The sequence below is a fragment of the Rhabdaerophilum calidifontis genome, assembly GCF_008641065.1.
Classification (GTDB): Bacteria; Pseudomonadota; Alphaproteobacteria; order Rhizobiales; family Beijerinckiaceae; genus Rhabdaerophilum; species Rhabdaerophilum calidifontis.
Window position 1 is genome coordinate 34,046 of record NZ_VTRS01000010.1, and the last position, 23,226, is coordinate 57,271.

Here is a 23,226-nt window from a genome sequence, read left to right on the forward strand (position 1 = left end):
GGCGAGACGCGGAGGGGGGCGGAAGACAGATGGTCGAGGTCCTGGGCAATGTGCCGCTCTTCGCGCTCGATGCCGTCGCCATCGATCTCGAAACCACCGGGCTCGATCCGCGCGAGGCGCGGATCGTCGAGATCGCGGCGGTGCGGCTCACCCATGGCCGGCGGGAGCAAGAGAGTTTCGCAAGTCTCGTCGCCAGCGGAACGCCGCTTCCCGAGCCGGTCGAACGGCTCACGGGCATCACCAATGCCGCGCTGGAGGGGCAGCCCGATTTCCGCGCAATCTACCCGGCCTTCACCGATTTCTGCGGCGAACGCGTCATGCTCGGCCATGCGATCGGCTTCGATCTCGCCGTCCTGCGGCGCGAATGCGAGCTTGCCGGAATCCGCTGGTCGCGGCCGCGCGCGCTCGATACGCGCCTTCTCGCCGGCATCGTCGCGCCGCGCCTGCCCGATCATTCGCTGGAAACGCTGGCAAGCTGGCTTGGCCTCACGCTCGGGCCGCGGCATCGCGCGACATCCGACGCGATCTCGGCGGCCGAGGTCTTCCGCGGATTGCTGCCGAAGCTGCGCGAGGCCGGCATCCGCACGCTCGGCGAGGCCGAGCAGGCCTGCCGCACGCTCACCGATCAGCTCGAACGCTATCATCGCGCCGGCTGGGTCGAGCCGGTCGCGAGCCCGGCGCAGAGCGATGCCGAGCGCACGCTCGCGCGGCTCGATTCCTACCCCTACCGCCACCGCATCCGCGAGGTGATGCGCACGCCGCCGCAATGCGTGCCGCCGGAGACGAGCCTGCGCATGGTGATGCGCGGCATGGCCGAGGCGCGCGTCTCCTCGGTCTTCGTCGGCCGGGAGGGCGAGAGCCGCGACTGGGGCATCCTCACCGAGCGCGACGCGCTGCGCGCCATCGCCCGCGAGGATGCCGCCGTGCTCGATCGGCCGGCCGGTTCCCTGGCCTCGCGCCCGCTCGCGACCATTCCCGCCGATGCCTTCGTCTACCGCGCGATTGGCCGCATGACGCGGCTCAACATCCGCCATCTCGCGGTGACGGCGGAGGATGGCTCCGTGGTCGGCGCGCTCTCGCAGCGCGACCTTCTGCGCCTGCGCGCCACGCTCGCCATCGCGCTCGGCGACGATATCGATCAGGCCGGGGATGCCGGCGCGCTCGGCCGCGCCTGGGCCAAGCTCCCGGCCATGGCCCGCGCGCTTCTGGAAGAGGGGATCGGCGCGCGGGAGATCGCCGCCATCGTCGCGCGCGAGATCGGGGCGTTAACGCGCAAGGCCGCGATGCTGGCCGAGGCGGCGATGGCAGCGGAAGGGCTGGGGGCGCCGCCGCGCGCCTATGCGGTGCTGATCCTGGGTTCGGCCGGGCGGGGCGAGAGCCTGCTGTCGATGGATCAGGACAATGCGCTCGTCTATGCGGGCGCGGAGGATGACGCGGTCGATGCCTGGTTCGCCGATCTCGGCCGGCGTTTTACCGCCATCCTGCACGAGGTCGGCGTTCCGCTCTGCAAGGGCGGCGTCATGGCCTCGAATGCGGCCTTCCGCGCCTCGCTGGAGGGGTGGAAGGCGCGGATCGCGCATTGGGTGACGCGGGCGAACCCGCAGGATCTGCTCAATGTCGATATCGTCTTCGATCTCCGGCCCGTGCATGGCGACGGCGCGCTGGGCGCCGAACTCTGGCGCTTCGCGCTCGAATCCGCGCGCGGCCAGACCGCCTTTCTCAAGATGCTCGTCGAGATGCACGAGGCCGATCAGGGCGCGCTGACCCTGCTCGGCGGCTTCCGGCTCGAAGGCGGACGCATCGATCTCAAGCGCCATGCGCTTGGCAAGATCGTCGCGGCGGCGCGCGTCATGGCGCTGGCGCTCGGCATTGCCGCGCGCGGAACCGCCGACCGCCTCGCCGAGGTCCGTGCCGCCGGCCATGGCGCCGATTCCGATCTCGCCCGGCTCGACGAGACCCATGCGCGGGTAATGGACCTGATCCTGCGCGCGCAGCTTGCCGATATCCGCGCCGGCCGGCCGCCGACGACGCGTGTTCCACCAGATCTGCTCGATCCGGCCGAGAAATCGGCGCTGAAGGGCGATCTTTCCGCGCTCGGTGCCATCGACACCCTGGTGCGCGACTGGATGAGTTCGGCCTTCGACAGGCGATAGGGCCGGTCTGGCGCGCGATTGCCGCAGGCGGCGGAATGCGCCTATCTTCTTCCGCGAACCGCGCGGTGCTTTGCCGGCTCGGTTGATGGTTCCGGCGCGCGGCCCGCCGGGCCGCTGCCGCTATGGTCGCGCTTGGTTCGGGAGGGGCCAGCATGCTCAAGGAATTCCGGGAATTCGCCCTCAAGGGCAATGTCGTCGATCTTGCGATCGGCGTGATCATCGGCGCCGCCTTCGGCAAGATCGTCGATTCCATGGTGGGAGACATCTTCCTGCCGGTGATCGGCGCGCTGACGGGCGGGCTCAATTTCGACAATTACTTCCTCGGGCTTTCCAAGGCCGTGACCGCGACCAACGTGGCCGATGCCGCCAAGCAGGGCGCGGTGCTCGCCTATGGCCGGTTCATCACCGTCACGATCAATTTCGCCATCATCGCCTGGGTGCTGTTCCTGGTCGTGAAGGCGATGAACCGCCTCAAGAAGCAGGAGGCCGCTGCGCCGGCCGCGCCGCCGGAACCCTCCACGACCGACAGGCTCCTGATGGAGATCCGCGACACGCTGCGCAAATAAGGGCCACGGCGCGCGCCGGAGTCGCGGCGCGCGCCCGCCGCACGCCTGAGGCTGTTGCGACGCCATGCGGTTTCCCGCATAAGCGTGGCGATGCTTGCGAATCTTCCGGGGGGAGCCGCCTTCCCCATCCGCCCCAATGCCGCCGCTGCGCCGGCGAGCGGCATCGTCGAGGTGTTCGATTACGGCCGCAACCGGCCCGGCCTGCTGCCGCTCTGGGTCGGGGAGGGCGATCGCCCGACGCCGCCCTTCATCGCCGAGGCCGCCTTGGCTTCGCTGCGGGACGGCGAAACCTTCTACACCTATCAGGCCGGCCTTCCCTCGCTGCGCGCGGCGATTGCCGAATATCTTTCGCGCCTCTATGCCGTGCCGGTCGCCGACGAGCGAATCTATGTCACCGGCGGGGGCATGCACGCGCTCCAGATCGCGGTGACGCTGACGGCCGGTGCCGGCGACGAGGTGATCATCCCCACCCCGGCCTGGCCGAATTTCGTCGGCGCCGTCACCGTCTCCGGCGCGGTGCCGCGCGAGGTGGCGATGCGCTTCGGCCCCGGCGGTTTCGCGCCCGATCTGGAAGCGCTGGCGGCGGCGGTCACACCGCGCACGCGGGCGGTCGTCGTCAACTCGCCCTCGAATCCGACCGGCTGGGTGGCGACCCCCGCGGATCTCGCGGCGATCCTCGATCTCGCGCGCCGGCACGGGCTGTGGATCATCGCCGACGAGATCTATGGCCGCTTCGTCTATGACGGCGTGCGCGCGCCCTCCTTCCGCGATGTCATGGCGGCGGAGGACTGCATCCTCTTCGTCCAGACCCTGTCGAAGAACTGGGCGATGACCGGGTGGCGGGTCGGCTGGATCGAGGCGCCCCCGGTTCTCGGGCCGACCATCGTCAACCTGATCCAGTATTCGAGCTCGGGCACGGCGGTCTTCCTCCAGCGGGCGGCAGAGGCCGCGATCCGCGGCGGCGAGAGCTTCATCGCCGAACAGCTCGCCCGCGCCCGCGAGAATCGCGCCATCCTGCTCGACGCCTTCAGCCGCGAGAACCGGCTGCGCTTCGCCCCGCCCGACGGCGCGTTCTATCTGTTCTTCGGCGTCGAGGGGATCGCGGATTCCCGCGCGCTCGCCTTCCGCATCATCGACGAGGCCAATGTCGGGCTCGCGCCGGGAACCGCCTTCGGTGCGGCCGGGCAGGGCGCCTTCCGCCTCTGCTACCTGCGCGGCACCGCCGATATCGCCGAGGCCGCCGGGCACCTCGTCGATGTCGTGAGACGGCTGTGAGCGGGCTGGCAGAAGGGCGCACCTGGCTGCGCGTCCTCGTGACGCTGGCTGCGGCCTGCGGCGGCGGGTTCGTCTTCATGCTGCTGCGCCTGCCGGCGCCCTGGCTTTCCGGAGCGCTGATCGGCGTGGTGGTCCTGCTTGCCGCCGGCGTGCGGACGCGGCTGCCGGACCTGCTGCGCGATCTCGGCATGCTGCTTGCCGGTGCCGTCACCGGTTCGGCGATCACGCCGGAAATGCTGCGCGCGGCGGCGCGCTATCCCGTCTCGTTGCTGATGCTCGGGCTGACCTCGATCGTCATCGTGCTGGCGGGGCGCCTCGTGCTCGAGCGCGTCTTCGGCTGGGACCGGCGAACCGCGTTCTTCGCCACGCTGCCCGGCGCGCTTTCGGCGGTGATCGCGGCGGTGGCGTCGGTGGGCGGCGACATGGCCCGCGTCGTGGCGGTGCAGGCGTTCCGGATGTTCGTGCTCGTCGCGGTGCTGCCGAGCACGATCTTCCTCGCGGTCGCGGTCAAGGGGCGGCCGCCGCAGGCGGTGATCGGCGGCGGCGATTTCGCGCTGGTCATGGCGCTGGCGCTGGCGGTGGCGCTGCTCTTCGGCCGGCTCGGCATCATGGCGCCGTTCCTGATCGGCGGCATGATCGGGGCGGGGCTGCTTCATGTCACGGATATCGTCCACGGCACGCCGCCGGCGATGCTCGCCGATCTGGCGATGCTGCTTGTCGGCGCCTTCGCGGGCTCGCGCTTCGCCTATGTCGAGGCCGGGTTGATCCGCTCGCTGATCCTGCCGGGGCTCGCGATCTTCCTCGTCACCACCGTGATCGCCGCCCTTGGCGCGCTCGCCACCGCCTGGCTGGTCGGGATTCCGCCGGCCGAGGCGCTGGTCGCCTTCGCGCCGGGCGGCCTCGAGGCGATGGTGATGCTCGGCATCGCGCTGGGGCTCGATCCGCTCTATGTCGCCTCGCACCATGTCGCGCGCTTCGTGGCCATCGCGGCGAGCGTGCCGTTCCTCACGCGCTGGATCGCGGGCGCGGACGGGCGCGGCGGCGCCTAGAGCGGCCGTTCGCGGGGCGTGAGCGCGTCGATCGCCTCAAACCGTGCCGATCGCGCATAGGTATGGATGCCGGCGATGCCGCGCCCCGCCGGCCCGGCGATGCGTCCGATTTCCCGCTGCCGGAACCCGGCTTCATCGAGGCGCTCGATCGCGCAGAAGCGCAGCCCGCGGCCATAGCCTCCGAGGCAATCCTGCACCGGCCGGACCAGCATATCCTCCTCCTCGAGAACCGGCCCGGCGGAGCGCGCCAGCCGCGCGTCGATCAGGACCGGATCGGCCGGCTGCCGGGTGAAGGGGCCGAGCGGGCTCTCGGCGCGGTAGAGGGCGAGGCAATCCCAGCTCGATCCGCCATCCGGCGTCGTGTTGGCGAGGATCCACCACGCCGCGCCGTGGCGGAGCAGGGTCGCGTCATGCAGCGGCTCGGCGATCAGCGGGCCGAGATATTCCCAATGCTCCGGAAAGATCCGGGCGCGGTAGAGCGGCAGATGCCCTTCCGCCGCGTTTTCGGGGATCATGTAGATCTCGCCGGCATGCGCGAACAGGAACGGGTAGGAGAGATGCCCCTCGCGCGCCAGGATGGGGCGCGGCACGAAGAGCGGCACGCCTTCGGGGTCGAGTTCGGTATAGGCGATGACGCCGCGCCCGGTGGCATAGGGATAGTCCTCGACGAAGAGACAGGTCCGCCCGGCCTGTTCCCAGAGGATCGGGTCGGCATAATAGCGTTGGCCGTCATCAGGGAGGAAGCGGAAGCCCTCGATGCCGTTCTCGCCGCTGAAGGGAGGGCGCGGCGCGCGCGGGCGGATGCCGACGCGCCAATGCTCGGCAAGCGGTGTGCCAAGGCCGAGCCGGCGCGCGAGGCGCGCCCCAAGCGCCGCCGCTGCGAAGCCGAACGCCCCGGCGGCGGAGACCGGTCCGGCAGCCGGCATGCCTTCCGCGGGCGACCCGGGCCCGCCATCACATGACCGATCCGTGAGCGCCATGCCAGCGAACGCCATGCCGGCGAGCGTCACGATGCGGGCGAGCACCGGCGGCAGCGCACGCAGCAGCCGGTCCGGCGCCTCGATGGCCGGCAGGCCCGCAGCGCGGATTCCGCTGCCATCGCGGATCGCTAGATGCGGGTTGCGGCCGGCGAGGAGCGCCGGCGCAAGATGCCGGATCCCGGCCTCGCCGTCCACCGCGAGATGGAGGGCCGATCGATCCGCCGCCGGCAGGCCGGAGAGTTCGAGCCGAATCTCGGCAGGCCCTTCCGGTGCCGGGAGGCGGCCGGGATCGAGCGGGGCGAATGGATCGGAATCGCCATAGAGCCGGCGCTCGAATCCCCGCAGAAGCGCCAGGGCGCGCGAATCCCCGCCGCCCGGCCGGATGCGGAAGCCCGGCCGGTGGCCGCGTGCCGCAAGCCCTGCCGCGAGGCCCGAGAGCCAGGTCCGGCAATCCCCCGCCTCCAGGCTGATCTCGATCTGCATGCAGGCTCGCCCCCCGCAACCGAATCTTCGTTTCTTTCTGGCAGGAACGACGCCGCGATCCCAGCCGGCCGGAGCATGGATGCAGGCGCGTAAATTTCTCTTCTACACGCATGCGCTCGCGGGCGGCGGCGCCGAGCGCGTCTTCGCGATCCTCGCCTCCGAATTCGCCCGGCGCGGCCACGAGACGCTGTTCGCCGTTGATTTCGACGCCCCGGAGAACCGCGATTTCCTCGATCCGCGCGTGCGTCTCGTCACGCTGCCGGCCGGGCATCTCCGCGCTGTCGTCGCGCTGGCGCGCCTGATGCGGGCCGAACGGCCCGAGGCCAGCTTTTCCGGCATCGGGGTCTCGAATCTCAAGCACGTGCTGGCCGCGCTGCTGGCCGGCCGCCAGCGCCGCGCCATCCTCTCCTATCACGGCTTCTTCCCCTCGGAGCCGCAATTCCTCTCGCGTCTCGGCAACCGGCTGACGCCGCTCCTGACCCGGCTCTGCGGCCGGGCGGTCGCGGTCTCGGACGGGCTCCGCGCGGCGCTGGTGGACGCGCATGGCGCCAGCCCGGCGCGGACCGTGCGCATCTACAACCCCGTCGACGCGCTCGATCCGCCGGAAGGGTTGAGCCGCGCGGCGCTGGCGGCGCGCCCGCCGGTGGTGCTGTTCGTCGGCCGCATGGCGCCGGACAAGGATCTCGGCACGCTGCTCGCCGCCTTCGCGCGCCTCACGCATCCGGAGGCGCGGCTCGAGATCGTCGGCGACGGGCCGGAACGGCCGCATTTCGAGGCCGAGGCGGCGCGGCTGGGGCTCGGCGGGCGCGTCCGCTTCCTCGGCTATCAGCGCAATCCCGGCCCGGCCTATCGCGGCGCGCGGGTCTTCGCGCTCGCCTCGCGGCGCGAGAGTTTCGGCAATGTGGTGGCGGAAGCCCTCGCCCATGGCCTCGCGGTGGTGTCGACCGCGAGTGCCGGCCCGAGCGAGATCCTTGCCGGGGGGCGGTTCGGCACGCTGGTGCCGATCGGCGATGCACCGGCTTTGGCGCGGGCGCTCGATGCGGCGCTCGCCGATCCCGGCGATCCCGCCCCGCGCATGGCCCGCGCGGCGGATTTCACGGTCACGCGCGCGGCGGATGCCTATCTCGCGCTGGCCGAGACGGTGATCGCGGAGGCGGAAGGCCCCGGTGCATCCTGCGGAGCCGAAGACGCCGGCTGAGAGCGGGACGCAGCCTCCGGGCCGGTTTCGGCGTAATCCGTGCCTCCGCCCGGAATCCGGATCCGCGCATGCGTCGCGAACAGGCCGGCGAAGATCGCATCGACCGAATAGGCGGCGACCGAGGCGGCGATCCGCGCGGGATCGAGCCTGCCGGCGCGGATATCGTGCCAGAGATCGGCGAGGGCCTCGGCGAGGGCCTCGGCGGTCGCCTCCGTCGCGCCGTGGCGCGGCACCAGCGCGCCGGTCTCCCCGGCGCGGATGAAGGGCGTGAAGCTCGGCAGCGATGCGGCCACGAAGGCGCGCCCCGAGGCGAGGGTTTCGAGCAGGAAGCAGGGCAGCCCCTCGGAATGCGAGGTCATGAGCCCGCAATGCACCTGGCGCAGGCGCGCGGCCACGCCCTCGGCATCCTGCATGCCGTGGCGCTCGGTCAGCGGGCGGATCGCGGCGAAACCGGGGATCGTCTCCGGGTCGGCGGCGCCGATCAGGTGGAACGCAACCCGGCCGTCGAGCCGGCGCGCCAGCGCCGCGATGGTCGCGACCATCAGGGCCGGATCCTTCACCGCGTCGAGTCGCCCGGCATAGGCGAGGTGGAACCGCTCCCCTTCCGGGAACGGCGTCGGCCGGAACAGCCGCGTATCGACCGGCACCGGCAGCACCGAGGATTTCCGCGCAATTCCGCGGTGCCGTGCCGCCAGCGCCCCGCGCAGTTCCTCGCTGACCGCGAAGACATGGGCCGCGCCCGCGAAGGCGAGCCATTCGCTCCAATGCTTCAGGCCGCGATGGCGCTTGAGCAGCGAATCGGTGCTGGCCGCCGCCGTCAGGTCGGAATGGATGGTCAGCGCATAGGGCAGGCGCAGCAGCAGCGGCAGGATCGCGAATTCGACGCGCGGCAGATCGGCGCTCGCGGAGCGGCCGGCGACCAGCCGCCGCAGCGCCGGCAGATGACGCAACCCGCCGGCCACGAAACGCAAGGTCGTCGACCGGAACAGGCTCGGCGCCGCGACCCGCGCCTCGTCCGCCGGCACATGCGCGACCGGCAGGAAGGTGATGCTTCGCCCGCCGAACGGCACGGCGAGCGGCACGCCCGGCGCAAGATCGCCGGCTTCGTCGATCCCGACGAGCAGGAGATCGGTCCCGGCCGGATGATTGCGCAGGATCTGGCGGATATGCGTCTCGATCCCGCCGATCTTGCTGCCGCGCGGGTCCATGGTCGCGAAGACGACGAGCATCGGCAGCATCGGATCACGCCTCCGCCGAGCGCGCGCCACGCCCTACCGGCGCCAGCAGCAGCGCTGCGAGCACAAGGGCGCATTTGGCATAGCGCCGCGCAAGCCGGACCGGGTTGGTTCCGAGCCGCCAGAGCCATTCGAGGCCGAGGCGCCGGAAAGGCTCCGGCGCCCGGATCTGGGTGCCGGCGAGAAAATCGAGGGCGGCGCCGATGCAGACGAAGCCGAGGCCGGGGAAACGCTCGGCGAATTCCGCCGCGAACAGCTCCTGCTTCGGCGCGCCGAGCGCGACGAGAACCAGCCGCGCGCCGGACCGGGCGATCCGCTCGAGCGCTGCCTCGGCCTCCGTCCCGACGGGATCGAACCCGAGGCGCGGCGCCTCGTGATGCACGATCGTGAGGCCCGGCGCGGCGCGGCGGAGCACGCCCGCCGCACGGACGAGCGTGGCCTCGTCCGTGCCGAACAGCGCGACGGGAATGCCGGCGCGTGCCGCCTCGCATGCGAGCGGCAGGACGAGATCGGCGCCGGTGGTGCGGCGGACCGCCGGGTTCTGCCGCCGCGCGAGCAGCGCCACCGGCGCACCGTCGGCGCTCACGAATTCGGCACGGCGATAGGCGGCGCGGAAGCGCGCATCCTCGCGGCGCTTGACGATATGGTCGAGATTGAGCGTGAACAGCCGGAAGCCGCGCCCGGCTCGTGCCTCGGCGATCGCCGCCGCGACCGCCTGGTCGAGCGTGGCGAGATGGATCGGCTGGCCGTCGATGCGTGCGATTTCGGGATGGAGCGGCTGGGTCACGCGGGTTCCTGTCTGCCTCGTGTTCCGCTTCGAAACGGAACGCAACATCATGGCCCTAGCCGGGCAATCCTTGTGCCGGGGTTGCGGAAGCGCGTCCGATGGCACCGGGTTCAGGGGTTTTTAGCGTTCTGCCTTTCTATTCTGCTGATCGGATCCGTCGCATTCTCGGCATCGCGGCGGGGAAGGGCACCATGCATGTTCCGCGGAAAGGGTCCGGGCCGGATCGCCGCCAGGTTCTCGCCGGGCTCGGCGCGCTGTCGGCGATGCCGGCGCGGGCGCAGCCCCTGCCGCTCTGGGCCGCTGCGGCGAGCCGGGGCCTGGTCTTCGGCGCCTCCTCGTCCTGGGAGGTGATCCGCGATCCCGATTACGCCGCGCTCCATGCGCGGGAATCGCGGCTGATGGTCACCGACAAGGCGATGAAGTTCGATTTCCTGCGTCCGCGCGCGGATGTCTATGACTTCGCCGAGGCCGACGCGCTGCTCGCCTTCGCGCGGGAGCACGGCATGGCCTTCCGGGGCCACACGCTGATCTGGAACTACGCGCCGCCGCCCTGGCTCGCCGGCAAATCCTCCGCCGAGATCGAGCGGATCTTCGACGACCATCTCGAGACCGTCGCTGGTCGCTATGCCGGAGCGATGGAGAGCTGGGACGTGGTCAACGAGCCGTTCTGGCCCGATCACGGCGCGCCGGGCGGCTTTCGCCGCGGGCCATGGTTCGATGCGATGGGCGAGGGCTATATCGAGCGCGCGTTCCGCCGCGTGGCGACGATCGACCGGAGCGCGACGCTCGTGCTCAATGAAGCCTTCTGCGAGCAGAACGACCGGCTCGGGATTGCGGTCCGCGCGCGGATGCTGCCGCTGATCGACCGGCTGCTCGACCGCGGCGTGAAGCTCGACGCGATCGGCCTCCAGGCGCATCTCAAGCCGGGCCTGCCCTTCGAGATCGATGCCTTCCTGCGCTTCCTTGACGAGATCGCCGCGCGCGGGCTGCCGATCTATCTCAGCGAATTCGACATCGACGACGAGAGCTTCCCGCGCGAGAGCGCGAAGCGCGATGCGCTGGTGGCGGAATGGGGGGCGCGTTTCCTCGGCCCGGTTCTCGCCAACCGGGCGGTGCGGGCAATCATCACCTGGCATCTGTCGGACAAATACACCTGGTATCGCGAGCCGCAGGTCGCCCGGCGCCGGCAGCGCGATTTTGCGGCCCGCCCGCTCCCCTTCGACGACCGGATGGCCGCCAAGCCGCTGCGCTCCGCGATGGCCGAGGCGTTTCGGGCCGCGCCGGCCCGCTAGGCGTCGCCACGCTGCCGCGCCCGGAACGCGCGCACGAGGTCCCGCGTCTCGCGCGGGAACAGCGCCGCAAGCACCGGCGCATAGGCGAGCATGCCGAGGAGGATCGCCGCGATCACGCTGTCCCAGCGCGGCGCGACCGGCAGCCCGAACCGGGGAAGGAGCGCGAGCGCGCCGGCCATCGCCGCCGCCGCGAGCAGCACGCGCGCGCAGCGCCCGAGCGGGATCGCGAAGCCGTAACACCGCGTCAGGTAGACGGCGTCGCCAAGCGCGATGATCGCCGCGGCGAGCGTCGTCCCGATCACCGCGCCCGCGAGGCCGCCCAGCAGCACGCCGAGAACGGCCGCGACCATGGTGAGCGCCGCCTCGATCATCTCGAGCGCCAGCATCGGCCGCGGCGCCTCCATCAGCAGATAGAGCTGGTCCCAGCCATGCATCCGCACGTTGCGGATCGCCGCGCCGACCAGCGCCCAGGGCAGGATCATGATCGTCGCCGCGTGGTATTCGGCCGCGATCAGCAGCCGCACGAGCGGTTCGTTGATCGCGATCACCCCGAGCGTCGCCGGTGCGATCAGGATGAAAAGCAGCAGCGAATTGTCCGACAATTGCCGCTTCGCGCCGGCGATATCGCCGGCCTCCATCGCCCGCACGGCGAGCGGATAGGCCGCCGCCGTCACCACCATCGCCGCGACCGCGGCGAGCCGCGTCGCGAGCCCCCAGCCAACCGAGAGCAGGCCGAGCGCGACCGGCCCCTCAGCGGCCTCCACGACGAAGCGGATGCCGTTGGCGGCGATCCAGCCGAAGCTGCTTGCCACCACCACCGGCAGGCCGAAGCGGAGCGCCGCGGCGAGCACCGCGCGGTCGATGCCGGCCGGCCGGAGCGCGAGGCCGAGCCGCCGCGCTGTCAGCGCCGCCACTGCGCCCTGCGTGAGCGCGAACAGGATCAGCACCCATTCCGGATGCGGGCCGACAAGCACGAGGGCGGGGAGGCTCAGCGCCAGCCCGCCGAGCGGCGCGACGATCTGGAGCGCCGAATAGGCGCCGATCGCCTCGGCCTTGCGCGCGCGCTCGGAGAGCAGGTTCACGAGGCTCCGGGTCAGCGTGAACAGCACCGCGCCGAGATGGAAGAGCGGTGAGACGCCGGGTTCGGTGGCGAGAACGACGAGGAGGGTCGCGAGGATCTGGAGCCCGCCCGTCGCCAGCAGCACCCCGGCTTCGGTCATGCGGAAGCGGGCCTGCGCCGCCGCGTCTCGGTGCGCCCCGGCATAGCGCATCATGTAGATGGTCCACCATGACAGGCAGAGCAGGAAGACCAGCTCCTGGCTCGCGAAGACCAGCATGGTCAGCCCGTAATCCGCCGCACCGAGGACATGCGTCAGCGCGATCGCCGCGGCGAATTGCGCGAGCGGGCCGAGGAGCTGCGCCGGCAGATAGGCGAGCGTCTGGCGGATCAGCATGGCAGCGGCCGCCGGACGGGGAAGGAGCGGATGGGCGCAGACCTTGCGATATCCGGCACGGCGGGGAGAAGGGTCAGCAGCATCAGGATCAGGGTCGCGAAGCCGATCGTCTTGCCGGCAATGCCGAGGAAGCTGGAATTGACCACGAAGAAATAGCCGAGGATCACGAGCGCCGCCGGCCGGCACCGCGCCGCGAGCGCCGCGAGGAAGAACAGCAGCCCGGCGAAGAACACCAGCGCCGGCAGCAGCCCGTAATAGAGGCTGAAGGCGACCCAGAAGCTCTCGATGCCGTATTCCAGCCGGTAGAGGTTCACGAGATAGCCGAGATGCGCCTGCGGCGGCCCGAACAGCAATTCCGGCCAAGTGAAGCCGTCGAACAATTCGAACATCAGCACGCGCGCATTGGCCGAGCCCTTGTCCTCGGTGAAGCGCAGCAGGAACTTCTCGAAAAATCCGGCCTCCGCGAGCAGACCGACCAAACCGAGCCCGGCCGGCACCACGAAAGCCAGCACGGTGAGCGTCGAGAGCCGCGTCCGCGCGCCGGCAAGCGCCCGGAACATCTGCCGGCCAAGTGCCGCCAGCAGGAACAGCACCAGCAGGACGAGCGAGGCGCGGCCGCCGAAGGCGATCATCGCCGCCGTTTGCAGCGCGATCGCCGCGCCGCGTGCCGGGCCCGCGAGTTCGCGGCCGCCGCCGACCAGCAGCGTCGCGGTGTAGCAGCCGGTGATCAGCGCGTTGCCGAGCGGATGGCCGAGAAGCGCGGTCGAGCGCCAGTCGCCGGTGATCGCCACGCCGCCGGCCACATAGGGGGTGAGCCGCAGCCCGGTTGCGAATTCGCCGAGGCCGACGAGCGCGTTGAGCGCGAGGCCGCCATGGATGAGCCAGGCGAGGCGGTGCCGGGTTGCCGGCGCGGCGCGGCCATGGATGACGAGGATGATCAGCGGCAGCAGGAACGTGTCGATCGGCGCTGCCGCCGGCAGGCCCTGGTTCATCGTCCCGTGCAGGAGCAGGAGCGCCCAGGCGAGCAGGAACAGCGCGAGCCGCGCATCGCCGAAGAAGGCGGCGCCGAGGCTGGTCAGCGGGTTGCCGTCGCGCAGGGCGCCAAGCAGCAGGATCGTCGCCGCGAGATAGGTGGCGGGGTGGAAGCGTGTCGGTCCAGATCCGCCCGGCGCGTCGTAGTTCCAGCCGAGCGCGCCGAGCGCCATCGGCGAGATCGTCAACATCGCGAGCGCCATCGTGAGCGTCAGCGCGTGGATGGCCGCGTCGAGCCGGGGTGTGGCGGCGGGGGCGCTCATGCCGCCTGCCCGACCGTGCCGAGCAATCGGTCCTGGTACCCTGCCCGGAGGGCTGCGGCGAGCGCCGGGGCGCGGGGATCGGCGCCCGCCGGCAGCAGCGCGATGACGCCGTCGATGCGCCGCGCGATGTCGATCCGCCCGAGATCCGCCGAGCCGAGCGGCGGTCCGTCGATCAGGATCACGCCGACGCGGAGGCCGGGCCCGCCGCCGCGCGGCGGGGCAGCGGCGGGATCGAGGATCAGCAATGCGCCGGATCCCGCATGGGCGAGGCGCCAGGCGCGCCGGCGGGCAGCGCCGATCTCGACCGTAATCGCCTCGCCGCGCCCTGCCAGCATCGCCGCCAGACCCGATGCCCCGCCCGTTCCGTCGACGAGCAGGACATCGAGGCCGCGCCGGGCGAGGGCGCGGGCGAGATTGGCGGCGAGCGCCGGGTTGCTGCCCGCGCCGCCGGCACCGGAGACCATCAGGGTCGTTGACCGTCGGGGGTCGAGCCCCGGCGCGATCCGCTCCGCCAGCCGGATCATCGCGCGGGAATAGGGGGAATCCGGGTTGCGATCGACCAGATCGAGCGCGATTCCGGCACCCTGGCCGTGCCCTTCGCGGCCGAGCCAGCGCCCCCGCCCGGCGGGTAGAATCGCCGGCAGGATCGCGAGCGGCTCGGTTGACGGGTTCGCGGTTTCGGTGCGGTGGCGTCCGCGGCCGAGACCGCTGCCGAGGGGCCGCGCCGGAAGCCGGATGCCGCCCTGCGCCAGCGTTTCCAGCGCCAGCGCCAGGCCGATGCCGGCGAAAAGCCCGGCCGCGAAGCCGAGCGCCAGGATCAGCGGGCGGTTGGGGAAGCTCCGCGCCTGCGGCGTCGCTGCCGGCTCGATCACCCGCCCCGCCGGCGTATCCACCGTGAGCCGCGCGATCTGCTCCTTGTCGCGCAGGAATTTCTCGTAGACCGCCTTCTGTGCATCGACCGCGCGTTCGAGTTCGCGCAGCCGCAGCAGCTTGGCATTGGTGGTGGTCGTCTCGGCCTTGAGCTGGTCGAGCTGGCGTTCGAGGCCGGCGACATGGGCGCGGGCGACCTGATAGGCCGTGCGCGCGCCTTCGGCAATGCGGTTCAGTTCCTCGTTGAGCAGGCGCCGAGTCTCGGCGAGTTGTTCGCGGATCTCGATCGCGGCCGGGTGGCGCGGGCCGAGCGTCGAGCGCGCATTGGCCTCGAGCCGCAGGATCTCCGCGATCTGGCCGCGCAGCCGGTCGATCGTCGCCGAGCGCAGCGCTTCGGGCATGGCATCGGGCGGCCGGCCGCTCTTCTTCAGTGCCTCGACCTGGTCGAGCCCGGCCTTGGCTTCCGCCATCCGGCGCTGCGCCTCCACGAGACCCCGGTTGAGTTCGCTGAGCTGCTGCTCGCCGACCAGCCGGCCTTCCGCGCCGATGATGCGGTTCTCGGCCTTGTAGGCCTCGACCCGGCCCTCGGCCTCGCGCAGCCGCCCCTGGAGATTGGCGAGATGCGTGTCGAGCCAGCCCGCCTCGCGCGTGGCGGTCTCGGATTTCGAATCGCGCCCGTCGGACAGATAGGCGCGCGCGACGGCATTGGCGATGCGGGCCGCTTTCTGCGCTTCGCGCGAGCGGATCTGGATCTCGACGACATAGGTCCGCTCCGGCCGCTTGACCTTCAGGGCTTGCTTGAGGTTGCGCAGCGCATTGGCCATGGGCTCGGCGGGGCCGCGCCCGAATTCCGGGTCTTCGGCGAGTTTTTCGGTCTCGATCACCCGGCGCAGCACCGCATCGGATTCGATCACCAGCGTCTGGCTGTCCACGAGATTGGGATCGTATCCGGCGCCGGTGCCGGTCCCCTCGATCTGGAAGCTCGCGCGGTTGCGCGGATCGACGAAGATCGCGGTCGAGGCGACATATTGCGGTGTGGCAAGAAAGGCATAGGCCAGCGCGAGCCCGGTGGTCAGCGCGGTCGAGCCGGCGATCACCCGCCAGCGCCGCGCGAGGATCGCGCCGAATTCCGCGATGCCGATCATAGGCTCGCCCGGCGCGTCCGCCTGCGGCGCGGCGGGTCCGGACGCGGCAGCGCGCGCCGCGCCCGCGCGCCGGAGCGCCGGGCGTCCCGCCGATGTCAGACCTGTCCCTGTGCTCGCTTTCATGACCGCCGACAAAGACGCGCCCCGCTGCCGGATGCGGCCGGGGCACTCGCGACGACCCTGACAGATGATCCTTTACGAAGCGTTCACCATAACCCGGCGCCCGGCGGGTTTCGGCGGTTTCGTTGCGAGAAAATTGAAATCTCTGGCGCAGGGATGGGGCGAGACCCGCAACCCCGGAGGCAGCATGGCGCACGAGGCCGGCATCACCCTCGATCTGCCGCATTCGCCGCCACGGCAGGCCGCGGCGGCGAATGCGCATGGCCTCGTGCCGGGTATCGTCTGGTTCCGCGATGCGGCCGCGTTCGCGCCGCTCGTCGCCGGGCTTGAAGGCTCGCCCTTCCAGAGCCGGCATTGGCTCGCCGCCTGGCTTGATGTGTTCGGCGCGCCGGAGATCGAGCCCTTCCTGCTGACGCTCGCCGACCCGGATGGGACCACCCTCCTCGCCTTGCCGCTGGTCCGTCGACGGGACCGTGGCCTCGCCGTGATCGAGGTGCCGGATCTCGGCGTGACGGATTACGCCGCGCCGCTGCTCCGGCGCGATCGGCTCGCCGATCTCCCCGGCCCGGCGGCCCTGTGGCGGCTGCTCAGCCGCGCCCTGCCGCCGGCCGATCTGCTCCGCCTCAACCGCATGCCCCCGGTCGTCGCCGGCATGGCGAACCCGCTCCATGCGCATCCCGCCGCCCGGCGGCACCGGCTCTCGGGTTGGCGGCTTGCGCTGCCGGCGGAGTATCCCGCCTATCTCGCGGCGCTGGGCAAGTCGCATCGCGAGAATCTCGGCAAGTTCCGTCGCCGCTTCGAGCGCGTCGAGGGCGCGGAGATCGCGGTGCTGCGCGACATTCCCGCCGCCTGCGCGGCGCTCGCCGATCTCGACCGCATGCAGGCGGCGCGCGTCCGGGAGATGGGACGGGATTACCATCTCGACCAGCCGCGGATCGCGGCGTTCTACCGCCGGCTGGTGGAAACCGGCATCGAAAGCGGCGAGACCCTGATGTGCCGGCTCGGTATTCCGGGCGAGACCCTCGCGCTGAATTACGCGGTTCGTGCCGGCGACCAGCTCGTCTATCTGCGTCTCACCAACGCCTTCGGGGAGTGGACACGCTATTCGCTCGGCACCATCGTCACCGATCAGGCGATCCGCGAGGCGCTGGCACTGGGCGTCACCACCTTCGATTTCGCGATGGGCGATTACGAGTACAAGCGCCGGTTCGGCGCCGTTATCGCGCCGCTGCATGATCTCGTGCTGCCGCTTTCCGCGAAGGGCCTGCCAGCTGCCGCGCTCTGGCATCTGCGCGACCGCATCGCCAAGAGTGGGTTCATCCGCCGCCTGACCGGACGGAGCGCCTTGCCGGCGCATCCGGCGTGAAACCCGCGCCTAGCCCTTCAGGGCCTCGTATTTGGCGAGAAAATCCGCGACCGGGAGCGCGCGGAAATCGTCGAGCGCCGCCCGCAGCGCGGCATGGCTCCAGTCCCACCAGGCGAGCGCATCCATGCGCTGGCCGATCTCCGGCGGGAAGCGTTCGCGGATCGGCCGCGCCGGCACGCCGCCGACAATCATGTAGGGCGCCACATCCTTCGAGACCACGGCGCCTGCCCCGATCACCGCGCCGTTGCCGATCGTCACCCCCGGCAGGATCGTCGCGCCGTGCCCGATCCAGACATCATGGCCGATGGTGATGCCGTTGGCGCGCCGCCAAGCGAAGAAATCCCCCTCAATCTCGGCATCCGGCCAGTAATCCTGGGCGCGATAGGTGAAATGGTGGAGGGTCGCGCGCCAGGTCGGGTGGTTGGTGGCGTTGATCCGGACATGCGAGGCGATGTTGACGAACTTGCCGATCTTCGCGGCCCAGGCCTCGGTCTGGCGGATCAGATAGGAATAATCGCCGATCTCGCATTCGCTGACGACGCAGCCCTCGTCGATCTCGGTATAGCGTCCGAGGATTGATTGCGTGACGCGCGCGGTCGGGTGGACCAGCGGCGTCTCGGAAAGCCCCTTGCGGGGTGCCGGCGCGGGCGCCGCCGTCACGCCGTGACCCTGCGGCTGCCCGTCAGGCCGAGGCGCAGCTTGGTCGACAGGAAATCGATCGCGGCCACCGTGACCAGAACCATGATGATGATGAAGGAGACCCGGTCCCATTCATAGGTGCGGATCATCTCCGCGAGATGCAGCCCGATGCCGCCGGCGCCGACAATGCCGATGATGGTCGCCGAGCGGGTGTTCGATTCGAAGTAATAGAGCACCTGGCTCAGGAAGACCGGCAGCACTTCCGGCAGCAGCCCGAAGCGCAATCCGCCGAGATTGGTGGCGCCGCAGGAGAGCACGCCCTCGCGCGGTTTCGGATCCGCCGCCTCGATCGCCTCGGAAAAGAGCTTGGTGAAGGAGCCGATATCGCTGGTCATGATCGCGAGCACGCCGGCGAAAGGCCCGAGCCCGACGACATTGATCCAGATGAGCGCCCAGATCAGCGTGTCCACCCCGCGCACCGTGTCCGAGAAGCGCCGCGTCAATTGCCGGGTGAGCCAGGTGCCGATCGTGCCGCGTGCGGCGAGAAAGCCGAGCGGAAAGGCAAGAATCGCCGCAAGCAGCGTGCCGAGAAAGGCGATCGCCACCGTCTCGGCCAGCGCCTTGAGGAAGAGTGGCGCCTGTCCGCCGGGCGAGGGCGGCACCATCAGCCCCAGGAAGGTGCCGAGCTGGGCGAGCCCGGTCCCGAGCCGTGCCAGCGAGAATTCCAGCCGGCCGAAGGCGAAAAGAGCCAGCGCCGCCATACCGCCGACAACGGCCAGCGTCGCGAGGCGGCTGCCGATCCCGGGGCGGACCAGCGCCGCATGGCGCTCCGCCACCGCCGCACGATCGGGGAAGAGATGCGGCTTTTTCATCGGGCATGCTCCCGCGCGATCAGACGGTGGCGGATGCGCTCGGTGCCGATATCGATGAGGATGACGGTCGCGATCACGAGCAGGAGGATCGCCGAGACATCGGAATAGTAGAATTTGCGCACAGCCTCGATCAGTTCCTGGCCGATGCCGCCCGCGCCGACGAAGCCCATCACCGCCGCGCCGCGCACGTTGATCTCGAAGCGCAGCAGCGCGTAGGACGCGAAGTTCGACAGAACCTGCGGCACCACCGCGTAGCGGATCGCCTGCCAGCGCGAGGCGCCGGCGGCCACCGCGCCATCCACCGGTTTCATGTCGATATTCTCCACCACCTCGGCGAAGAGCTTCCCGAGCGCGCCGAAGGTGTGGATCATGATCGCCAGCACGCCCGGCACCGGCCCGAGCCCGAAGGCGACCACGAAAATCAGCGCGAAGACCAGTTCCGGTACCGTGCGGCAGAATTCGAGGATGCGCCGCGCGACGAACCGCTGCGTCTTGGAACGCCCGAGATTGGCCGAGGCCGCGAAGCAGAGGAAGAAGGCGCCGATCGCGCCGAGCAGCGTGCCGAGATAGGCGATCAGCACCGTATCCGCGATATGGACGAGCCATTTCCGGATACCCCAGAACCATTCGCCGGGATCGGCAAAGACGAGGCGGCCGCTGTCGAGCACGAAGATGCGGCCGAGATAATCGGGAAAGCGATAGGCATTCTCGATGAATTTCCGCAGGTCGACCTCTGCGGCTACACCCGCGAGCAGCACGCAGGCGACAAGGACCACGAGGCCGAGCATGCTCGCGCGCCGCTTGGCCGCGCTCTCGGCCGCGTAATGCGCGAGATGCGGCGCGATCTGGTTCTCGGGCAGGCGGATGACGGCGTGGGCCATGGAAACTCGCGGACATCACGAAGGGCGGCGCGGGAGGGGCCACGCGCAGGCGGCGCGGTGCCGGAAGCGCGAGGCTCCCGGCACCGCCCTAGGGCGAAGCGGCTTACGAGCCCTTCTTGCGGAGATTGTCGACGAATTTCTGGAGTTCGAGCGCCGGCAGGTAATCGTCGTGCTTGACCGGCAGCATGCCGGTCGACTTGCCGTCGAACAGCTTGTCATAGGCGGCCTTGTTGGTCTTCGGCATCTCGCTGATCGACTTGCGGATCGCGGCCTTGAGATCTTCCGGAAGCGACTTCAGATACACGAAGGGATAGCCGGCGATCTTGTCCGATTTCATGATCATGCGGAACTCATCCGCCTTGACCATTCCCTTGCCGACCATGCGGCTGAGGTTCGAATCGTTGTCGGCGTTCCACCAGTTGAAGGCGACGTCCACGGTGCCCTGCTTGAGCGCGAGGATCGCGTTCTCGTGGCTGCCGGTGGTCAGCGTCTTGGCGAAGAACTTGGCCGGATCGATGCCTTCCTTGTTCAGCGCGAAGAGCGGAACATTGTAGCCCGAGGTCGAATTCGGATCGACGAGGCCGAGATTCTTGCCCTGGAGATCCTTGATCGTCTTGTAGGGATCGCCGGCGCGGACATAGGCGACCGAATAATAGCCGCCATTGCCGTTCGCATCCGCCGGCGTGAAGAACGGTTCGACGCCGCCATTCGTGACCGTGTAGGCGCGGATATAGGAGGAGGGGCCGTGCTCGCCGATATGGATCACGCCGGCGCGATGGCCCTCGATCACCGCCGCGTAATCATTGGCGATGCGCAGCGTGACCTTCACGCCGAGATCCTTCGAGAGCTGCTCGATGAACAGGTCGTAGCGACCGGCGACGCCCGAGGCGTTCTCCGCCGGGACGACGGCATAGACGAGTTCCGGATATTTCGCCTTCCAATCCTGGGCGAGGGCCGGGGTGGCGAGCGCCGCAAGCGCGGTGCCGAGCATGAAGCGGCGGGTGATCGACATGGTGGTCCTTCCTGTTGAGGCTGGCGTGTGAACTCTGCGAACGGGGGTGGCCCGCCGTTCAGGCGACGGCCGGCAGGGCCGCCGCGATCGCGGTGCCGGGCGCCGGGATCATGGTCATCGCCTCGTGGGCCTCGAGGCCGTAGAGCTCGCGGGCCGCGGCTTCGTCGAGCGCTTCCGGCGTGGCGTCGAACACCACGCGCCCCTGCGCCATGCCGATGAGGCGGTCACAATATTCCTTGGCGATGTCGAGATCGTGCAGATTGCAGATCACGGTGATGCCGAACTGCTTGTTGAGCCGCAGCAGCGCATCCATCACGAGCTTGGTGTTGCGCGGGTCGAGCGAGGCGATCGGCTCGTCGGCGAGCACGATATCCGGCTCCTGCACCAGCGCGCGGGCAATGGCGACGCGCTGCTGCTGGCCGCCCGAAAGCGTCTCGGCGCGCTGGGCGGCGAGATTGGCGATGTCGAACTGTTCGAGCGCCGACATCGCGATGGCGCGGTCGTCGGGCGACCAGATCTTGAGGAAGGACTTGATCTGCGAGGTATGGTTCAGCCGGCCCATCAGCACATTCGTCAGCACGTCGAGGCGGCCGACGATGTTGAACTGCTGGAACACCATCGCGCAGGAGGAGCGCCAAGCGCGCAGATCGGCGCCGCGCAGCGCGGTGACGTCGCGCCCGTCCCACAGGATGCGCCCCGAAGAGGGCTCCTGGAGGCGGTTGATCATCCGAAGCAGGGTCGATTTGCCGGCGCCGGAGCGGCCGATCACGCCCACGAAGCTGCCGCGCCCGATCTCGAGCGAGACGGAATCCACGGCGATCTTGTTGCCGAAGCGCCGCGAGAGATCCTTGATTGTCAGCACGAGAAACCCCCGAACATCATTCGGGGGATCGACATATCGGCCTGATACAACAGTTGGATGACAGTCCCGAGGCGCCTCGGGGTGCGTGGGAACTCGGGGCGCGCGGGAAAGGGGCCTGCCGCTTCAGCCCGCCGGGGCGGTGCCGGCGAGGCCGCGCATGAAGGTTTCCAGCGCCTCGGTCTCCGCCGCGCTGGTCCGAAGGCCGAGCTTGGAGCGCCGCCAGAGCACATCCTCGGCACTTGCCGCCCATTCCTCGGCCACCAGGTAGCGGATCTCGCGCTCGGTCAGGTCGGGGCCGAAGCGGCGGCCGAGATCGTCGAGATGGCGCGCGCCTTCGAGGATCGCCCCGGCGCGGGTGCCGTAGCTCCGCGCGAGCCGGCGGATCAGCCCCTCCGGCAGCGCGGGGTGGCGGGCGGCGAGGTCCAGCGTGAAATCCGCGAGCCCGGTGACGGGAAATTCGCCGCCGGGCAGCTTGGCGCCGGCGGTCCAGCCCGCCGCCAGCCCCGGCATCGGAAGATGCGGGGCGAGCGCGGCGAGAGCCGCTTCCGCGAGCCGTCGATAGGTGGTGATCTTGCCGCCGAACACCGAGAGCAGCGGCGCGCCGCCGGCCGCGTCGAGCTTCAGCACATAATCGCGCGTCGCCTCCTGCGCCTTGCCGGCGCCGTCGTCATAGAGCGGCCGGACGCCGGAATAGGTCCAGACCACATCCTCCCGCCGCACCGGTGCGGCGAAATATTCGCTCGCCGCCGCGCAGAGATAGGCGATCTCCTCCTCCGAGGCCCGCACCGCGCCGGGGTCGCCAGCATAATCGCGATCCGTGGTGCCGATCAGCGTGAAATCGTCCTCGTAGGGGATGGCGAAGACGATGCGGCCATCGGCGTTCTGGAAGATGTAGCTCCTGTCATGCGGAAAAATCCGCCGCACGACGATATGCGAGCCCTGCACCAAGCGCACGCGGGGCTCCTGCGCGGCGCGGATGCGGTTCTTCAGCACATCGGCCACCCAGGGCCCGGCGGCGTTGACCAGCGCGCGCGCGCGAATCGTCCGGGCGCCGGCCGCGTCCTCGACGCCCAGCGCCCAGCCGTCGGCGCCGCGCGCGGCCGAAGCCAGCCGCGTCCGCGTCTCGATCGTCGCGCCCCGCGCGCGGGCATCCATGGCGTTGAGCACCACGAGCCGCGCATCCTGCACCCAGCAATCGGAATATTCGAAGGCGGTGGCGAAGCCCGGCTTCAACGGCGCGCCGGCCGCGTCGCGGCGCAGATCGAGCACCCGTGTCGGCGGCAGCAGGCGCCGGCCGCCGAGATGATCATAGAGGAACAGCCCGAGCCGCAGCAGCCAGGCCGGCCGCAACCCGCGGTGATGCGGCAGCACGAAGCGCAGCGGCCAGATGATGTGCGGGGCGAGGTTCCACAGGATTTCGCGCTCGATCAGCGCCTCGCGGACGAGCCGGAATTCGTAATGTTCGAGATAGCGCAGCCCGCCATGGATGAGCTTGGTCGACCAGGACGAGGTGCCGCTCGCAAGGTCGTTCTGCTCGCAGAGATAGACCTTGAGCCCGCGGCCCGCGGCGTCGCGGGCGATGCCGCATCCGTTGATGCCGCCGCCGATGATGGCGAGGTTATAGCTTGGTTCCAGGGGAGATGGCTTCACGGATCCTCCGGCGAATTCAAAATAATCACGCGGCAAATGCTT

The 23,226-nt window shown here is 70.2% G+C and carries 19 protein-coding genes; 7 read left to right on the forward strand and 12 right to left on the reverse strand.

The window, feature by feature from the left end:
* Positions 1-29: 29 nt before the first annotated feature.
* From FWJ24_RS13590 to FWJ24_RS13605, 4 genes are all read left to right on the forward strand, one after another.
* Entirely contained in the window at positions 30-2,153 is a 2,124-nt protein-coding gene (locus tag FWJ24_RS13590) for a DUF294 nucleotidyltransferase-like domain-containing protein (RefSeq protein ID WP_166443725.1), read from the forward strand.
* A 152-nt stretch (positions 2,154-2,305) separates the two neighbouring features.
* On the forward strand, positions 2,306-2,719 hold the full coding sequence (mscL, locus tag FWJ24_RS13595; RefSeq protein ID WP_150288376.1) for a large conductance mechanosensitive channel protein MscL: 414 nt from the start codon (positions 2,306-2,308) through the stop codon (positions 2,717-2,719).
* A gap of 90 nt (positions 2,720-2,809) precedes the next feature.
* Positions 2,810-3,994: a pyridoxal phosphate-dependent aminotransferase gene (locus FWJ24_RS13600; RefSeq protein WP_150288377.1), complete on the forward strand. Its 1,185-nt coding sequence runs from the start codon at positions 2,810-2,812 to the stop codon at positions 3,992-3,994.
* Positions 3,991-5,043, forward strand: a complete 1,053-nt coding sequence (locus tag FWJ24_RS13605; protein WP_150288378.1) for an AbrB family transcriptional regulator — start codon at positions 3,991-3,993, stop codon at positions 5,041-5,043. Before FWJ24_RS13600 ends, FWJ24_RS13605 begins: the two co-directional genes overlap by 4 nt.
* On the opposite strand, the gene FWJ24_RS13610 is transcribed toward FWJ24_RS13605, so the two are convergent.
* On the reverse strand, positions 5,040-6,506 hold the full coding sequence (locus tag FWJ24_RS13610; RefSeq protein WP_150288379.1) for a glucosamine inositolphosphorylceramide transferase family protein: 1,467 nt from the start codon (positions 6,504-6,506) through the stop codon (positions 5,040-5,042). The two genes, FWJ24_RS13605 and FWJ24_RS13610, sit on opposite strands and share 4 nt — an antisense overlap.
* 79 nt (positions 6,507-6,585) lie before the next feature.
* Between FWJ24_RS13610 and FWJ24_RS13615 the strand changes: the two genes are divergently transcribed.
* Entirely contained in the window at positions 6,586-7,704 is a 1,119-nt protein-coding gene (locus FWJ24_RS13615; RefSeq protein ID WP_166443726.1) for a glycosyltransferase, read from the forward strand.
* Here the strand turns inward: FWJ24_RS13615 and FWJ24_RS13620 are convergent.
* Positions 7,626-8,942 (reverse strand): glycosyltransferase family 4 protein, encoded by a 1,317-nt coding sequence (locus tag FWJ24_RS13620; RefSeq protein WP_150288381.1) that lies wholly within the window; start codon positions 8,940-8,942, stop codon positions 7,626-7,628. The genes FWJ24_RS13615 and FWJ24_RS13620 overlap by 79 nt on opposite strands.
* Positions 8,943-8,946: 4 nt before the next feature.
* Positions 8,947-9,726: a WecB/TagA/CpsF family glycosyltransferase gene (locus FWJ24_RS13625; protein WP_246155689.1), complete on the reverse strand. Its 780-nt coding sequence runs from the start codon at positions 9,724-9,726 to the stop codon at positions 8,947-8,949.
* 191 nt (positions 9,727-9,917) lie between these two features.
* Between FWJ24_RS13625 and FWJ24_RS13630 the strand changes: the two genes are divergently transcribed.
* A complete protein-coding gene (locus tag FWJ24_RS13630; protein ID WP_166443727.1) occupies positions 9,918-11,018 on the forward strand; it encodes an endo-1,4-beta-xylanase in 1,101 nt (366 codons plus the stop codon).
* Here the strand turns inward: FWJ24_RS13630 and FWJ24_RS13635 are convergent.
* Genes FWJ24_RS13635 through FWJ24_RS13645 form a run of 3 tightly spaced genes read right to left on the reverse strand, consistent with a single transcriptional unit; the run spans position 11,015 to position 15,782 of the window.
* Positions 11,015-12,472: a lipopolysaccharide biosynthesis protein gene (locus tag FWJ24_RS13635; protein WP_150288383.1), complete on the reverse strand. Its 1,458-nt coding sequence runs from the start codon at positions 12,470-12,472 to the stop codon at positions 11,015-11,017. The genes FWJ24_RS13630 and FWJ24_RS13635 overlap by 4 nt on opposite strands.
* Entirely contained in the window at positions 12,466-13,767 is a 1,302-nt protein-coding gene (locus FWJ24_RS13640) for a VpsF family polysaccharide biosynthesis protein (protein ID WP_150288384.1), read from the reverse strand. Before FWJ24_RS13640 ends, FWJ24_RS13635 begins: the two co-directional genes overlap by 7 nt.
* Positions 13,764-15,782, reverse strand: coding sequence for a GumC family protein (locus tag FWJ24_RS13645; protein WP_166443728.1), 2,019 nt, complete (start codon positions 15,780-15,782; stop codon positions 13,764-13,766). The genes FWJ24_RS13640 and FWJ24_RS13645 overlap by 4 nt, the downstream gene beginning before the upstream one ends.
* A gap of 307 nt (positions 15,783-16,089) precedes the next feature.
* On the opposite strand from FWJ24_RS13645, the gene FWJ24_RS13650 reads away from it, so the two are divergent.
* Positions 16,090-17,268 (forward strand): GNAT family N-acetyltransferase, encoded by a 1,179-nt coding sequence (locus FWJ24_RS13650; RefSeq protein WP_166443729.1) that lies wholly within the window; start codon positions 16,090-16,092, stop codon positions 17,266-17,268.
* 9 nt (positions 17,269-17,277) lie between these two features.
* On the opposite strand, the gene FWJ24_RS13655 is transcribed toward FWJ24_RS13650, so the two are convergent.
* The 6 genes from FWJ24_RS13655 to glpD all read right to left on the reverse strand — a co-directional run bounded on the left by FWJ24_RS13655 (position 17,278) and on the right by glpD (position 23,169).
* Positions 17,278-17,928 (reverse strand): DapH/DapD/GlmU-related protein, encoded by a 651-nt coding sequence (locus FWJ24_RS13655; RefSeq protein ID WP_281291994.1) that lies wholly within the window; start codon positions 17,926-17,928, stop codon positions 17,278-17,280.
* On the reverse strand, positions 17,925-18,779 hold the full coding sequence (gene phnE / locus FWJ24_RS13660) for a phosphonate ABC transporter, permease protein PhnE (protein ID WP_150288388.1): 855 nt from the start codon (positions 18,777-18,779) through the stop codon (positions 17,925-17,927). Before phnE (FWJ24_RS13660) ends, FWJ24_RS13655 begins: the two co-directional genes overlap by 4 nt.
* The gene (phnE, locus tag FWJ24_RS13665) at positions 18,776-19,660 is read right to left on the reverse strand and encodes a phosphonate ABC transporter, permease protein PhnE (protein WP_150288389.1); all 885 of its coding nucleotides are present in this window, start codon (positions 19,658-19,660) and stop codon (positions 18,776-18,778) included. Before phnE (FWJ24_RS13665) ends, phnE (FWJ24_RS13660) begins: the two co-directional genes overlap by 4 nt.
* Positions 19,661-19,763: 103 nt before the next feature.
* On the reverse strand, positions 19,764-20,672 hold the full coding sequence (gene phnD, locus FWJ24_RS13670; RefSeq protein ID WP_150288390.1) for a phosphonate ABC transporter substrate-binding protein: 909 nt from the start codon (positions 20,670-20,672) through the stop codon (positions 19,764-19,766).
* Between the two features lie 58 nt (positions 20,673-20,730).
* The gene (gene phnC / locus FWJ24_RS13675) at positions 20,731-21,534 is read right to left on the reverse strand and encodes a phosphonate ABC transporter ATP-binding protein (protein ID WP_150288391.1); all 804 of its coding nucleotides are present in this window, start codon (positions 21,532-21,534) and stop codon (positions 20,731-20,733) included.
* A gap of 123 nt (positions 21,535-21,657) precedes the next feature.
* The gene (glpD, locus tag FWJ24_RS13680) at positions 21,658-23,169 is read right to left on the reverse strand and encodes a glycerol-3-phosphate dehydrogenase (RefSeq protein WP_206110858.1); all 1,512 of its coding nucleotides are present in this window, start codon (positions 23,167-23,169) and stop codon (positions 21,658-21,660) included.
* Between the last annotated feature and the right edge of the window lie 57 nt (positions 23,170-23,226).